General features: G+C 54.6%; 9 protein-coding genes and 2 pseudogenes. 7 read left to right on the top strand and 4 right to left on the bottom strand.

The features are described 5' to 3' along the window. Positions 1-2 precede the first annotated feature (2 nt). The 5 genes and pseudogenes from MME58_RS23840 to MME58_RS23820 all read left to right on the top strand — a co-directional run bounded on the left by MME58_RS23840 (position 3) and on the right by MME58_RS23820 (position 7,055). Positions 3-506, top strand: a complete 504-nt coding sequence (locus MME58_RS23840) for a GNAT family N-acetyltransferase (protein WP_055004706.1) — start codon at positions 3-5, stop codon at positions 504-506. A 328-nt stretch (positions 507-834) separates the two neighbouring features. Then, positions 835-4,875: a Pls/PosA family non-ribosomal peptide synthetase gene (locus MME58_RS23835; RefSeq protein WP_055004707.1), complete on the top strand. Its 4,041-nt coding sequence runs from the start codon at positions 835-837 to the stop codon at positions 4,873-4,875. Continuing rightward, a pseudogene (locus tag MME58_RS23830) lies at positions 4,872-5,464 on the top strand (4'-phosphopantetheinyl transferase family protein). The gene MME58_RS23835 and the pseudogene MME58_RS23830 overlap by 4 nt, the downstream one beginning before the upstream one ends. A gap of 129 nt (positions 5,465-5,593) precedes the next feature. Next, positions 5,594-6,430 carry an AraC family transcriptional regulator gene (locus MME58_RS23825; protein WP_055006139.1) on the top strand — a complete coding sequence of 279 codons (837 nt, stop codon included), beginning with the start codon at positions 5,594-5,596 and terminating at the stop codon, positions 6,428-6,430. 49 nt (positions 6,431-6,479) lie between these two features. Beyond that, positions 6,480-7,055: a LysE family translocator gene (locus tag MME58_RS23820; RefSeq protein ID WP_054988189.1), complete on the top strand. Its 576-nt coding sequence runs from the start codon at positions 6,480-6,482 to the stop codon at positions 7,053-7,055. Positions 7,056-7,201: 146 nt separating this feature from the next. Here MME58_RS23820 and MME58_RS23815 read toward each other — a convergent pair whose 3' ends face one another. Continuing rightward, a complete protein-coding gene (locus MME58_RS23815; protein WP_054988188.1) occupies positions 7,202-8,044 on the bottom strand; it encodes a formate/nitrite transporter family protein in 843 nt (280 codons plus the stop codon). A gap of 1,111 nt (positions 8,045-9,155) precedes the next feature. Between MME58_RS23815 and MME58_RS23810 the strand changes: the two are divergent. Continuing rightward, positions 9,156-9,443 (top strand): annotated as a pseudogene (locus tag MME58_RS23810) (GNAT family N-acetyltransferase); the annotation flags it as partial. Positions 9,444-9,915: 472 nt separating this feature from the next. Here MME58_RS23810 and MME58_RS23805 read toward each other — a convergent pair. Genes MME58_RS23805 through MME58_RS23795 form a run of 3 tightly spaced genes read right to left on the bottom strand, consistent with a single transcriptional unit; the run spans position 9,916 to position 12,929 of the window. Then, positions 9,916-10,947, bottom strand: a complete 1,032-nt coding sequence (locus MME58_RS23805) for a nucleotidyltransferase family protein (protein WP_055006138.1) — start codon at positions 10,945-10,947, stop codon at positions 9,916-9,918. A 4-nt stretch (positions 10,948-10,951) separates the two neighbouring features. Next, a complete protein-coding gene (locus tag MME58_RS23800) occupies positions 10,952-11,737 on the bottom strand; it encodes a CAP domain-containing protein (protein WP_158506062.1) in 786 nt (261 codons plus the stop codon). Next, complete coding sequence (locus tag MME58_RS23795) at positions 11,727-12,929, bottom strand: MFS transporter (RefSeq protein WP_055006136.1); 1,203 nt, start codon at positions 12,927-12,929, stop codon at positions 11,727-11,729. Before MME58_RS23795 ends, MME58_RS23800 begins: the two co-directional genes overlap by 11 nt. Before the next feature lie 967 nt (positions 12,930-13,896). Between MME58_RS23795 and MME58_RS23790 the strand changes: the two genes are divergently transcribed. Then, positions 13,897-14,073, top strand: coding sequence for a hypothetical protein (locus tag MME58_RS23790; RefSeq protein WP_158506061.1), 177 nt, complete (start codon positions 13,897-13,899; stop codon positions 14,071-14,073). The last annotated feature ends 7 nt before the right edge of the window (positions 14,074-14,080 follow it).

Here is a 14,080-nt window from a genome sequence, read left to right as displayed (position 1 = left end):
AGATGGAATTTTACCTTCGGCTGTCGCAAGACAACGATCTGGATCAGTTGCAGCGTCTTTCTGTGCGGGCTCGTCACCGGTACACCTCCATTGCCTCTCTTGCCCATGTCGCCGAAAGCCCTCCGCTGGGCGCGGACAGATTCGAAGCCTGTCGGGTTATGGTTGCCGTCGACAGGCACAGCAAAGAGGTCATCGGTTTCGCCGCCATGCGTCCGCTGGATGATGACGTGTACCTGGACAATATCTCGGTCGAGCCGGGTGTTTCAGGCCAGGGTGTTGGAAAAATCCTGCTGTCTTCTGTCGAGGCGTATGCGCATTCCCTTCAGCGGAAAGCGATAAGCCTGACGACGTTTCGCGAACCACGGTGGAATGGCCCATGGTTTCGGCAACAGGGCTTTTACCCGATGCCGACGGATCGTATCGGCGATGGGTTGATAAGTGTCATCCAGCGCCAGTCGCAGTCTTTCAACCCTGAGACGCGTGAGACCTTGTGGCGTCTGCTGTAGCCCCGCGCCCGTATCTGTCTGCAGTGCAGTAATCCATTTCAGCAAGCTGTGCCTTCCTCAGTGAGCCGCAGGGTCGACACATCAGACCCTGTGGGCCATCCGCCACCTTCGTTTTGTTGTTCAAGATTCGTACAGCCGGCGTTTGCCATATTCGCCTTGCCAGCCTGTTCTTTCGCCCTGATGAGAGCTGCAGTGTTCCGGCCGAAATGTATCAAAGCAGACACATTTCCGACACCTGACGTCCACAACGTGCAGGCCATTCGCTGACGGACCGGCTATTCACCAAAAAACTCAGGCACCTCCTTCAGACGAGCTAATACCTGCTGCCATGAATAACCTGAACCTGCTGCAGACCTGCCAGAACGATCAATTGGCGGACGTGATTTACGGACCTGTTCAACCTGAACTTTTGCGTGAGGAAGTGCTGGCCGATCTGCTGGAAGCCAGCGCCCAGCGAGATCCGCAGCAAGTGGCGTTGATCTTCGGCGAGCGCCGGATCAGTTATGGGGAACTGAATGGGCAGGCCGATCAGGTGGCGTCTGCGTTGATCAAGGCAGGCGTGCGGCCGGGGCACATTGTCGGTCTGTGGTTGCCGCGCGGTATTGAGCTTCTGGTGATGCAGGCCGGTATCGCCAAGGCGGGGGCCGCCTGGTTGCCTCTGGATCAGGATACGCCGGTGGAACGCCTGCAGGTCTGTCTGGAAGATGCCAGCGCAATAGGGCTGGTGTCCTGCAATGCGCTGAGCCCGGTATTGGCCGATACCGGGCTGACGGTGTGGACTGCCGAACAATTGCTGGCGCAGACCGATGTAACGTTGGTGCGGCGCAGAGGGGTACTGCCCGATCATCCTGCCTATGTGATCTATACCTCGGGTTCAACCGGCAAGCCCAAGGGCATTCTGATTTCCCAGCGCAGCATCTGTCATTTTCTGCGCAGCGAAAACGCGATACTGGGTGTCCGGTCCAGCGACCGGGTTTACCAGGGCTTTTCCGTGGCGTTCGATATGTCGTTCGAGGAAATCTGGATTGCCTATCTGGTGGGCGCGACGCTGTGGATAGGCCCGAAGGAAACCAGTGGCGATCCCGAAACCCTGCCGCGCCTGCTGAACGAGCAGCGCATCAGCGTGTTGCATGCGGTGCCCACCTTGCTGGCGCTGTTCAGCGAAGACGTGCCAAGCCTGCGCCTGATCAATCTGGGCGGCGAAATGTGTCCTGAATCGCTGGTCGAACGCTGGGCAACGCCGAACCGGCAAATGTTCAACACATACGGGCCTACCGAAGCCACCGTGTCGGCGAGTCTGGCGCGGTTGTCGCGTGGTCGTGCGGTCTCGATCGGTACGCCGTTACCCAATTACGGGCTGTTGGTCATCGCCAGCGACCCGGCGGTCGGCAGCACCTTGGCACCCAGCCTGCTGCCCCATGGCGAAGTCGGCGAACTGTGCATCATCGGCCCCGGTCTGGCTGAAGGCTATCTGGGGCGGCCAGACCTGACTGAAGAGAAATTTCTGCCCAATCCCTGGTCGACCGGCTACCACGACGCGCGCCTGTACCGCACCGGCGACCTTGCCCGGATCGACGATGAAGGGCAGGTGCAATGCCTCGGACGAGCCGACGATCAGGTAAAAATTCGTGGCTTTCGTGTCGAACTGGGCGAGATCGAAGCGCTGTTGGCGCAACAGCCCGGCGTAGGCACCGCCGCCGTCCTGTTGCGCAATGAGCATGGTGTTGATCAGTTGATTGCGTACCTGGTGTGCGACACGTCGATGCCTTCCACATTCACGAGCCAGTTGCGCAAGGTATTGCAGGCGCAGTTGCCGCCGTACATGGTGCCGGGACACTTCGAGCTGCTCGATAGCATGCCGCGTCTCACGTCCGGCAAGATCGACCGCAAAGCGCTCAAGGCCCGCGCGTTGACGGTCAATGCCAAGGCAGCCGACGCAGAGTCCGCTGTGCCTGAAACTGAAGGTGAGGTTGCATTGTTTGCGGCGTTGACCACGCTCTTTCCTGGTATCCCGGTCCGCCGTGATGCGGACTTTTTCACCGATCTGGGTGGGCATTCCTTCTTTGCGGCACGTTTGGCCACGGCCCTGCGTGCCAACCCTCGCTTTGCTCAAATCACAGTGAGCGACATTTACCAGCAGCGGCGTATCGGCGCGATTGCCGATGTGCTCGATCAGGCACCGCAGGAAATGGCTGCCCCGGTGGACTGGACGCCTCCGTCAGCGTGGCGTCGCTGGCGCTGCGGTGTGGTTCAGGCGCTGGCATTGCCGGTCATGGTCAGCCTGCGAATGACTCAGTGGCTTGCACCGTTCTTTACGTATCACCTGCTGACCGGCTCGCCTGACGACTCTGTAGCATTGGCGACGCTTGCGTCGATCTCGGTGTTTCTGATTGCCACCGTTCTACAGTTTTTTATCGCACTGGCGGGCAAATGGCTGATCGCGGGACGTCTGAAGCCTGGAATATATCCATTGTGGGGCGTCACCTACTTTCGCTGGTGGGCTGCCGACCGCATGGTCGAGTCGGCACCCACCTACCTGCTGAGCGGTTCTTCGCTCTATCCCGTGTGGTTGCGAGCGCTGGGCGCAAAGATCGGGCAGGAGGTGATTATCGGCGGGGCCTCAGTGCGTGCCCACGACCTGCTGGAGATCGGTGACGGGGTCAGCGTCGGCAACGGCGTCATCTTCGAGAACGCACGTGTCGAGCGTGGCCAGTTGCATCTGGGACGTATCGCCTTGCAGGACAATGCCTGTGTGGGTTCTTACGTGATCATGGAAGGCAATACCGCAATAGGCCCGTGGGGGCATCTGGAAGCACAATCGGCCCTGGCCGATGGTCGGGAGGTTCCCGCAGGGCGTATCTGGCAGGGCTCGCCAGCGCATGATACCGGCGCGTTTGACACACTTGCCCAGCCTGCGAGGCCCCTGACAAGCCCTGCGCGCCCGCGTGCAGAAAAACTGTTCTTCGCCTTCGGTATTCTGCTGGTCGCGACGCTGTTCTTCATTCCGGTCTTCCCGACCTTTTTCCTGATCGACTGGTTCGACACCCGGCAGGTGTTGCCATGGTTCCAGGGCAGTGGCGCGGTAGGGCAGCTTGCTCGCTATTTCATACTCGCGTTCCCGGCCAGCGCGGTGCTGATTGTCGCGACTGTTCTGGCGTCTGCGGCGTTGCGCTGGATTGTCTTCCCACGCCTCGAACCCGGCCGCTATGCGGTACACAGCACTACCTACTGCGCCAAGTGGCTGATCAGTCAGATCCAGGAGGCCAGCCTCAATGTGCTGTCCGGCATCTACGCTACGGTCTACTCGCCCTTCTGGTATCGACTGCTGGGCGCAAAAGTAGGGCGTGATGCCGAGATTTCCAGCGCCCAGGGTGTCATCCCCGACATGCTGACCCTGGGCGATGAAACCTTTATCGCCGATGCAGTGATGCTGGGTGATGAGCACATCGATGGCGGCTGGATGACCATGCGCCCCACCGTTGTCTCCCATCGCAGCTTTGTCGGTAATGGCGGTTACATTTCAGACGGTGCGGTACTGCCTGAAAACGTCCTGATCGGTGTGCGCTCCTGCGCGCCGCCCAACACCAGGATGGCCGATGGTGATACCTGGCTGGGCTCGCCGCCGATACACCTGCCTGCCCGCGAGCAGGTGAGCGGTGCTCCCGAATCCCTGACATTCAAGCCATCACCTCTGCGTCGCCTGGCCCGAGGTCTGGTAGAAGGTGTGCGCATCGTCACCCCGCACGCCGTGGTGATCGCCGTCGGTTACACCGTGATGCTTGACCTGATGCCACTCGCCGACCAAGAGCGCTGGGGTGCCGTGCTGGTCTACCTTGCCATGATCGGTCTGGCGTACAGCGTGGGTAACTTTCTGCTGATCGCGGCCTTGAAGTGGCTGGTGATGGGCCGTTATCGCAAACGTGCAGACCCGATGTGGACACCTTTCGTGTGGCTCTCGGAAGGCATCACCAGCCTCTATGAAGGCATGGCCGCGCCAAACTTCATGCGCTACCTGCGCGGTACTCCGTGGTTACCGCTGGCCTTCAACCTGCTCGGCTGCAAGATCGGTCGAGGGGTTTACATGGACACAACCGACATCACTGAATTCGATTGCGTCAGCATCGGCGCGGACAGCGAACTGAACGCCGGTGCCTGTCCGCAAACACACCTGTTCGAAGACCGAGTGATGAAAATCGACCACGTGACCATCGGCGAACGCGTGTACATGGGGCCGCGCAGCGCCGTGCTCTACAGCGCCGTAGTCGGCAATGACGCACACCTCGGCGCACTGACGCTGGTGATGAAGGGCGAACACATTCCCGCCTATAGTCGCTGGGCCGGTTGTCCGGCGGCACCTGACAAGGGATGAGCGCAGGGGCTAGCTGGGCATTCGACGAAGATGGCCAGCTTGCTCCCCCAAAGCCTTTACCGCATGACGGCGTACTGTTGATCAGTTGCACGATTACCGCTGGCACTGGCAGAACCGAGGCCAGAGATCGCATCAGAGCGTGCGTGTGCAAAGCCCTGAGCCAATGGCTCGGGTTGCTGCCGGGCGCAATCACGTTCATCAGCACGCCAGGCACTGCACCGCGGTTAATGATCGACGGGCTCCCGGAACCCGGGTTTTCCATCAGTCACGAAGCCGGATTGTCTCTGGCTGCCGTCAACCTTCGCGGAGCAGTGGGGGTTGATGTGATGCGGGTTCAGGATATGCCGGACTGGCATGCTGTTGCGCAGGATTATCTGGGGGCGGATGTTGCTGCTGGATTAGCGCGCGTGCCGGGGTCGATGCGTCCGGTTGCTTTTGCAAGGGCATGGTGTGAGCGCGAAGCGTGTCTGAAATTGCACGGGGTAGGGCTTGGGGAATGGGGGCAGATGAAGTGTCTGGAGGGGTGAAGGTCGAGGTCGGATTGGGGGAGGGATTGGTTGGCGTGATGGCTTTGCATGCACGGGGCTAGTCAGGGTCGGGACCTTGAGTCTTTATGGATCTACCGAGCGGTGTGAGTGTTTGGCGACATGCACGAATGTTCTAGACTCGCCCCCTGACGTCAGCGATAACCAATCGCTTTCATCGATTCAGGTGTTTTATGCCGTCCAGCCACTGGATAGACCTCGCTCGCGACCTTGATACAGGCATCGAGACCTTGCACGCGCACTTTCAGGGGCATGCCTATGATCCCCATTGGCATGACAGTTATCTGGTGGGCGTTACCCGGCAAGGTGTGCAGCAGTTCAATTGCCGCCGTCAGCGCCATGCCAGTACGCCCGGGCAGGTGCTCACGCTGGAGCCAGGGGAAATCCATGATGGCGATGCCCCGTGCGCCGATAGGTTCACCTATCAGATGCTGTACCTGGACCCGCATTGGCTAAGCCGTGAACTCAGTGGGTTGTCCGAACAGGCTCCCGACAAGCATCTGCCTTCGTTCGCCAACACCCTGCAAACCGAATCACGGCTGGCTGACGCGGTCACGTTCGCTTTCACGGCGCTGCACCAAAAAGAGCTACGCATCGTTCGTCAAAGCGCGTTGGATGAATTACTGGCGCAGCTCATTGATCGGGTGCAATGGCGACGTATGAACGATCACGATCCGCGCTTGCCGCAGGTAGCCTTGCGGGCGCGGGATTATCTGCACGCGCATCTGCATCAGGACGTGGGCTTGAGCGAATTGGCAGTTGTCTGTGGCGTCGACCGCTTTCGCCTGACGCGGGCGTTCAAGGCCGCCTTCGGCCTACCGCCTCATGCCTATCTGGTACAGCTGCGCCTGGCCAAGGCCCGACGAATGCTGGCAGCCGGGAGCTGGCCAGCTCAGGTAGCCAGCGATCTGGGCTTCGCTGACCAAAGCCATTTGGGCCGCTGGTTCATGCGCGCCTATGGGCTGAGCCCGGCGGCCTATCGCTTGCGCTGCTCAAACCTTCCAGACTGATCCCTGTGCGTGTCGCAGTATGGGCTTTTTCAGCCCTGGATTGCCGATCATGCTGCCTTTCATTCTGTTCGCCTTCGTCGCCTCGATCACTCCTGGCCCCACTAATATCCTGGTATTAAGCAACAGTGCCCGCTTTGGCTGGCGCGCCGTCGTGTCGTTGATTCTGGGAGCCTGCACCGGCGCTGCACTGTTGGTGTTGCTCGTCGGCATGGGTGTCGGCCACTCATTACTCGAGATCCCCAATGCCCAGCGCGTCATGGCGTGGATCGGCGTGCTGTGGTTGACCTGGCTGGCCTGGAAGATAGGTGTCAGCCCGACCGACTCAATAGAGCGGCAAAAGAGCCTGCCCATGGGCTTTATCGGCGGCGCAGCACTGCAAGTAGTAAATCCCAAAACCTGGGTCATGGCGCTGGCGGTAGTCAGTGTGTTCAGCCAGCGCAACCCGGTGCCGTACCTGGCGCTGGTGTTCTTTCTGATTTCGTTGCCCTGCATCGGCGTCTGGGCGCTGATGGGCTCGGCCTCTACACGCTGGCTCACATCGCCTTGGCGAGTGCAACGGATGAATCGGGTCCTGGCGATTTTATTGCTACTGGCCGCATGGATCGGTTTTATGGACAGTGTGTGAAGCGGGGGGCTTCAGTAAGCGCAGGCTGGCATGCGACGAGCCCGTTTCATTTCAAAAGGTAGTCTTGTCGAGCCACTCAACTATTTTCTTGTGACGTGAGTTCTGCTCTTCAACTTGCTGGTTTGCTCTGCGGTCATCATTGCTTTTCACCGCAGAGCCTGTGTGACGTCAGATTCTTCCGTTGTTTGCGCGCCGCGGGTCCTGGACGGCTCAGCAGCTCGGGTTGCCGTATTGGAAAAGGCCAAATGATAGGCCAGACCGACGAACACCGCGCCGCCCACCGCGTTACCCAAGAATACCGGAACGAAATTGTCGCCGAACTGCGCCCAGCTCAACGCGCCGGCAAAGATCGCCGCAGGTATGACGAACATGTTGGCGACGATGTGCTGAAAGCCGATCGCAACGAAGGCCATCACCGGAAACCACATGCCGACCACTTTACCGATCACGTCCTTGCTCGCGTAGCTGAGCCACACCGCCAGGCATACCAGCCAATTACAACCAATGCCTGAGATGAAGGCCTGTTCGAAGCTGGCCCCCACCTTGGCATTGGCGATGGCCACGGTCTTGGCCATGAAGGGGCCTTCAGTCAGGCCCACCAGATGGCCGAAACAATAGGCGACAAACAGCGCGCCGATCAGGTTGGCCAGCGTCACCAGCAGCCAGTTGCGCACCAACTGACCCAAGCCGATACGCCCGGCGAACAGCGCCATGGGCAGGCTCATCATGTTGCCAGTCAGCAACTCGCCGCCAGCCAGCACCACCAGAATCAGCCCGACCGGAAACACCACAGCGCCAAGCAGATTGCCCAGCGAAGCCCACTCGTGGGGGATCATGGTGCTGACATGAATATCGAGAAGAAACCCGAGGGCAATGAAAGCCCCTGCCAGAAAGCCCAGAATCATCAACGATGACAGGCTCAAGTGGGCCTTCTTGACGCCGCTTTCGACGGCAATTTCAGTGATTTGCTGCGGGGTGTTCAAAGACATGGTGGGCTCGTGCGGGGTCGTGGGCTGAGCATGGGGACTAAAAGCTCAAGCGGTGCGCGCATCTGTCGCACCGGGCCGTGACGTTACGGAATGTTTCGAAAGATGGCCAATCGGATGTTTTGATCGGGTGATTGAAAGGGTCGATGACGAGGGATGATGCTGTGGGGGTTGGGCTTATGGTGGGGTTGGTAGGTTTCGTCTTGTGTTCGGCGATGGACTGCCTTTGGGAGTGTGTTTGCGAGGTTCTTTTGTAGATGCCGGATAAGCAGCAAATTGAATCGATTAGAAACGCGAAAGCACCCGCAGTGGAGGGCTTTCAACGGTGGTGGGGTTACACGGGCTTGAACTGTGGAATAAAGGATTATGAGTTGCCGGGCGGCCAGGTATGCCTAGAGAAATCGTTCGTAGCTGAACGTAGGTTGGCATAGCTGGAGGCCCTGTCGTACGTGGTGTCTAGCATAGTTTAGCTAAATATGCAGTAGCTGGTCAGCGTACCGTAGATGTACCGAGTGTGTCGCGTCGAACAGCTATAGTTTTGATGATTCATTCAAGTCATTGGGGCTGTTCAGTTAGCGAGTGGTCAGGAAGCAATCACCATCGATGGCCACAGCCACAGTGGCCTATAAGAGCAACCTGACATCAAAGCGTGTTCTACGATCGATTCCTTAGTCCTAAGACCCCTTTGGACCTCAAAGGCCTATCATCACGCATGAAATCGTCCTACGCTTAGTCCACGTAGGCTACTACGAACTGCCGACAACCTCTCGTGGCCGTTGCTGGCAAACAGAAAATCTCGAGATGAGTAGGAAATCATGGAAAAAATTCTCTTTCTTATCTGGCTCATTAGCGATTGAGAACCGGCCATTCCACTTTCAGGTCGCAGATGTAATAAAAAAGGCCCTCGTGAATCATACCGGATATTTGGGGTATGAACTCACCACGCTTGGTCCGGCTAGTGATGCTGATGTGCCCTCATTTATCGTTGTGTCTCAGCAATCAGGTATTATTCTAATTGACGTGGTTGAAGGGCAGGTCTTGGATGTAATCGAGACCGATAGCGAAGAGTATTGGAAGTTAGAGTCAGGAAATATCGTGACTTCTAAATCTCCAGAGCGGGGAGCTGGAGGCAGTCTTCGTGTTACCAAAGTTCATGGGGCAAGGCATAGGTAAAAAGATGGTCACTCATCTTGAGCATCTAGCACGAAAGGCGGGTGTTGCTAAGATCCACCTTGAAGCCACGCTGAATGCTGAAAATTGTTATCAGCGCTGTGGCTTCACCGCAAGCGCCCAAGCTATTTACAACTCTCCCTACGAGCACCAATTGGCATGCGTGCCTATGCGCAAGCAGTTGGTAGATCATACCGACCTCAAGGATCTTGAATGTCGTGCGCTTCGCTAGCTGCATATGCGAAAAATCTACCCTCGGCGATTGGTAGTCCAGTCGCCTTCGGTCGACAGATGACGCCTTTATTTAGCTATGCACTCATGTCCGCTACGCAGGCGTTGGGAAGGTATTTTGCTGGACGCTTACGTCCCAAGCGACAGAGCCTAAGCAACTGCAAAGGGAAAATGGTGTGCTGCCATGACGCCTCGCAATCTTATTCAAACGGTGCTGGATTAGGTGATACACGATGAAGCATCCCGTATGCTAACCCAAAGGTGTGTTGTGCAGACACTTACCATGAAATCTAATGGTCCGTACGCTTATCTAAAGGATGTGCTGACTCGGTTGCCGATGTATTGCATAACGACCCTGCAACTCCGGTCAAAAAACCAGCGCACATTGAAAAAGCCGCGGCCTTTTATAAGTTGAACGAGCGACTCGCGAGCCGGACCTGATTTTCCGAAAGGAACCGCAGAATAATTCAAGGTCACGTCCTAGTCGTAAACTGCGGCTCGGATTCAGGAACGTAAAACAACTTATGGATTTGATAGCCATAATCGAAACGGCGAGAAGCTTGGTCGCCGAGTGAGCGTATTATGAACTGTGGAAAAACTTGAGTGCTACATATCAGATTAATGCTGGCCATCGTGTAGAAGAATGGTTTGTAGATATCGAGTTCCCTAATCATTGCCTGAAAAGCATCCCAGTCGATATTCGACTCTTTGGCTAGTTTCGCGATATCAAATAGGGGGGTGAGCTTGGTAGAAAGTTTCAACGATATGTCCAGATAGTATAGTAATATGCTATGCCAAAGTGCATCGGCAGGTCTTAAACAATGGAGATTGCTGTGCGGCACCTTCGACTCACTGAAAAAACGTTGGGCGGGTAGACCGGCGACTAAAGAGTGGTGAAAGTTTATGGCCACGATTATATTAGAGTAAGTCGGACTTACAAACGTCGGGTGAATATATGCGTTGGTATGCTGATTCCTGTAATTCAGAAGTGCTTGGTCCGGCGTGAACGAAAACGCTTTCGCTACTTTCGCAATTTGGACAGTGTCTCGGGCGTACGCCATCGCGCGTTCTGCGTCGGTCAGAGCGATTAACTGGCCAGTGTGCGTATCCATTTTACTTTCTTCATAACCGAACTCAGCCAAAGCTGACTGCCAAACCGGCCAGTGCTCTCGATCGATGTAAACGTCAATGTCTCCACGTCGGCCCATAACATGATTTTGATGTACGCCAAGGGTGTAATAGGCGCCCTTGGTCAAGATGAGTGGCAGCCCCTTTTCTTCGGAGATGCGGGACAATAACTCCGTCGCCTGTTTCTGCCTAGCCCAAATACTGTCCGCCAGTTCGGAGGCACTTGTGGTGTTGCCTGTCAGAAGTGCGTGTACCCCTTCCACACGTGTGCGGTGAAAGTAAGTCTCATCCGGCTCGGCAAGTGAACCACTGAAGGGCTCCATCTCAATGTATGCCCGCAACATAGTCATCCCTGTCACATCGGTCTGCTGATGCATTGACTCATTCTCCTATTGAACATGTGATGTAAGTAACGAATACATGGGCAGTGACTTTCGGTGACCCGCTCTCGAAAGAAACTGTCCAACGCCAAACCTGAGCCAGACCACAAGCATTGGTCTCGGCCACACGGATATTGTTGTAATGATTAAGGCTACCCAGCCAACGCTCCAATATCTCGCAAGGCGCACCCAGTCCTCTGGCGATACATTCTCGGACATGTTTCGCCTCGGGCAAGACCTGCAAAACTCGATCGACCGGAGTCAGACCATGCTCTCCACAATGAGTCATTTCCAGCTGGCGAGCCATATAGTGTGTATGACGTAGAGCTAACTGATCGAGTGAGGGCAGCCTTTGTTGAGTCATTAATCCGCACGATGACCTATACTCATTAATCAAATCGAAAAGGATGCAAGATCTAGAAATATCGGTAAGAGGCTCGATGGGCAGGCCGAGCCCGATGATGCTGACATGAAAAGCCTTTTTAGAAATCAGCGATATGCGTCCAAGCTGACTCGCGTTCAGCAAATGAACGTCATCGATCACGAAAATTGTATGTCGTTTTTTGAGGCGCTCAGCAGTGCGCCGTATTTGGCTGTGTATCAGGGCAAATGATTTATGGTGTGCCGACAGGCTAACCACGTCGATTTGTGGATTTGAAGTAGCCCAGTTACGCGCTGCATCTACGGCTTCGGTTTTTCCTGTCAATGGCGACGATCTGATCAGAAGGTCCGCCTTAGGGGTGCACTCAAGGTGACGAACGAGCATCGAGCTAAGATTACCGTCCATAATCATCCTCCGACTTCCGTACATACATTAATCTGAACGAACAGATCAATGTCAACATCGTGATCAGAGAGGAGACCAAGGGAATCAGACTTTTATCGGGCACAAGCCCGCTGACAAAAAACGGGCCTAGCGCTTGGGCAAGCATGCTTAGGCTTAGATAGGTTGAGAACACAGGCCCACGCCCACTGCTGGGAATTGAGGTCAGAAACGACGAGTAAAGGTTGTTGGTTACGAAAGCAAAGAGAAGGGAGTTTAGAGTAATCGATATAGTAATTACAACGACGCTTGAGCCTTGCATCATGAAAAACGTTAGTAGAAGTAACACGATTGCGGCGATGTTTAGTTGGTTGAGGTACTGCTTGTAGCGTGCGTTAATCGCTGGCGAAATCCAGAAGAGAAACCCTATACTCAATAGCGCGCGTGCTGCGCCAAAGGCGCCGAAATACTCATCCTTCCACCCAGGTATATCCTTCAGCCATAACGGAAAAGTCCGATAAAAACCTTCATTAACAATAATTATAAGCATTAACACAAGAATCAGGTAAAAGGAACTATTACTGAAGAAAATTCGTTCGTAAAGCCGCCATTTACGAACATCTTCATGACTATTTTCCCCAGCATCTAGGGCAATCTGATAACTGTTCGCGGAAATGAAGGAGATCAAAAAAAATAGCGAAACAAGACAGAATAGAGTAGAACATGCAAAAATAACACGGTAGCCAAGAGGTTCTATGGGAAGCGCCAAAGTGATTGCAGAACCCAATACTGGTGCAAGGCAAGCACCAAAAGACCGTGCTGCATTATACTTGGACATCTCTACTGCCAAGTCGAGATTACGGCTGATGCTGGTAATCAATAAATCTACAGTCCGGCCTAATGAGCTACCGGCGCCAGTCAACAGGCGACTTGTAGTCGTCAGAAAAAGCGAGGGTGTCGACACCAGAACCAAATAACTCAACGCATGGAAAAACATTCCGGAACTACATGTGTGTGCTGCGCCTAATCGTTTTGTCAGCGCGCCGAGCAGATTGCCCACCATTAACTGAACCAAGATGGGCAGGGCCAGCAGCAGTGAAATGACCAGGCTACTCTGCGTGACATGGGAGAGATAAAGTACGAAATACGCGCCAATGATTTGTCCACTGGCACGAGAAAAAAAAGCATAAACGTAGAGGTGGTTCTTTTTGTTCATAAGTGTATAACCCCTGCTGGGAAATCATATATCTTATCTTTCCGGATACTAAATACCTGGTAAGCCCGGGTATGCATACACACTCATCGCAGCGAATTGCTCTTTACCTAGTAGGCCTGTTCTCAGAGCGCACATTTCAAGCTCACTTAATAAATATTTACACCGGGGGGATAAGAAATCTGGTTAAAGCACATGACATCCACAATAATTTATATCCATCCCCAGCCAACTGGCTGATCGTTCGAGTGAGATTGATGATCGTGATGATGGAGAGTGCTCTGAGTGGTAAGACCTTGAAAAAAGCATCTGATGGGGTCGGAGTTCAGCTGCAAGCCGACGAGTTTGAAATTCTCGAATGATAGGATGCATTGGAAGTGTATCCGTGTCATCAAAGGCAGTCGCAAAGCTCATTAGAGGCTGCAGAAGAGCGTCATGCCGCCATTGATGGAAGGTGCGTGGGCAGTCACATCTAGACCTCATGTTCGTTGCTCCAAGTAGTGCTTGATACCTGAGATACCTACGAAGCGCGCCACAACAATTGATCTGACCGATCTGAAAGGTGCATCGCAGGCCGTTATAAAAACTAACCCAATTGGCCCACTCTTCCTTCGCTGAAAAAGGTAGACGAGGAAAAGATCGTGGTCAAATTTTTTATGTATTCAGTCCTAAATTACATGTACTAGCAATGTACTAGCAATCTGAAATCATACGTACTGGCACTCTGAAGTCAGTAGTAATAGCACTCTGGAATTTCATGTGCTGGCACTCTGGCGCTATATATACCGTCACCTTGAAAAAAAGAGCAAAAATCAAGAACTTGTAAACCCAGGCGAGTGAGCAAGATCAGCAGTTGTGTTCCACAAGTAAATTTTTATTTGACATCTCTTTTAACTTGGCTAGATTTCAGATCGGCAGCAAGCAATATGCCTGTCGGAAACCAAATCAAGTAACAATCAGGAGTAAAATCATGACTGAGAATACAGCTGGAAACCGTGTTGAAAATGCGAAAGCTGAAGCCCATGAACTCGTCAAAACCCCATTTGGCGAGAGTGTTGTAACTAACCTCGTCGTACCATCGGATGTAGCGGACAAGCGCTATGTTTCCGTAGGTGGCGGCGGCGGCATTGCCGACAAAGTTAAATAAAATCGGG

Origin of the sequence: Pseudomonas syringae pv. tagetis, assembly GCF_022557255.1 — a bacterium.
In the GTDB taxonomy this organism is placed as follows: Bacteria; Pseudomonadota; Gammaproteobacteria; order Pseudomonadales; family Pseudomonadaceae; genus Aquipseudomonas; species Aquipseudomonas caricapapayae.
Note: the sequence above shows the minus strand (reverse complement) of the source record. Positions and strands in the feature narration are given on the sequence as shown.

Excerpts from the sequence above, each read along its gene's own strand:
- MME58_RS23840 (WP_055004706.1), top strand. The coding sequence starts at position 3 with ATGGAATTTTACCTTCGGCTGTCGCAAGACAACGATCTGGATCAGTTG.
- MME58_RS23815 (WP_054988188.1), bottom strand. The coding sequence starts at position 8,044 with ATGTCTTTGAACACCCCGCAGCAAATCACTGAAATTGCCGTCGAAAGC.
- MME58_RS23835 (WP_055004707.1), top strand. The coding sequence starts at position 835 with ATGAATAACCTGAACCTGCTGCAGACCTGCCAGAACGATCAATTGGCG.
- MME58_RS23790 (WP_158506061.1), top strand. The coding sequence starts at position 13,897 with ATGACTGAGAATACAGCTGGAAACCGTGTTGAAAATGCGAAAGCTGAA.
- MME58_RS23805 (WP_055006138.1), bottom strand. The coding sequence starts at position 10,947 with ATGCATCAGCAGACCGATGTGACAGGGATGACTATGTTGCGGGCATAC.
- MME58_RS23795 (WP_055006136.1), bottom strand. The coding sequence starts at position 12,929 with ATGAACAAAAAGAACCACCTCTACGTTTATGCTTTTTTTTCTCGTGCC.
- MME58_RS23820 (WP_054988189.1), top strand. The coding sequence starts at position 6,480 with ATGCTGCCTTTCATTCTGTTCGCCTTCGTCGCCTCGATCACTCCTGGC.
- MME58_RS23800 (WP_158506062.1), bottom strand. The coding sequence starts at position 11,737 with ATGGACGGTAATCTTAGCTCGATGCTCGTTCGTCACCTTGAGTGCACC.
- MME58_RS23825 (WP_055006139.1), top strand. The coding sequence starts at position 5,594 with ATGCCGTCCAGCCACTGGATAGACCTCGCTCGCGACCTTGATACAGGC.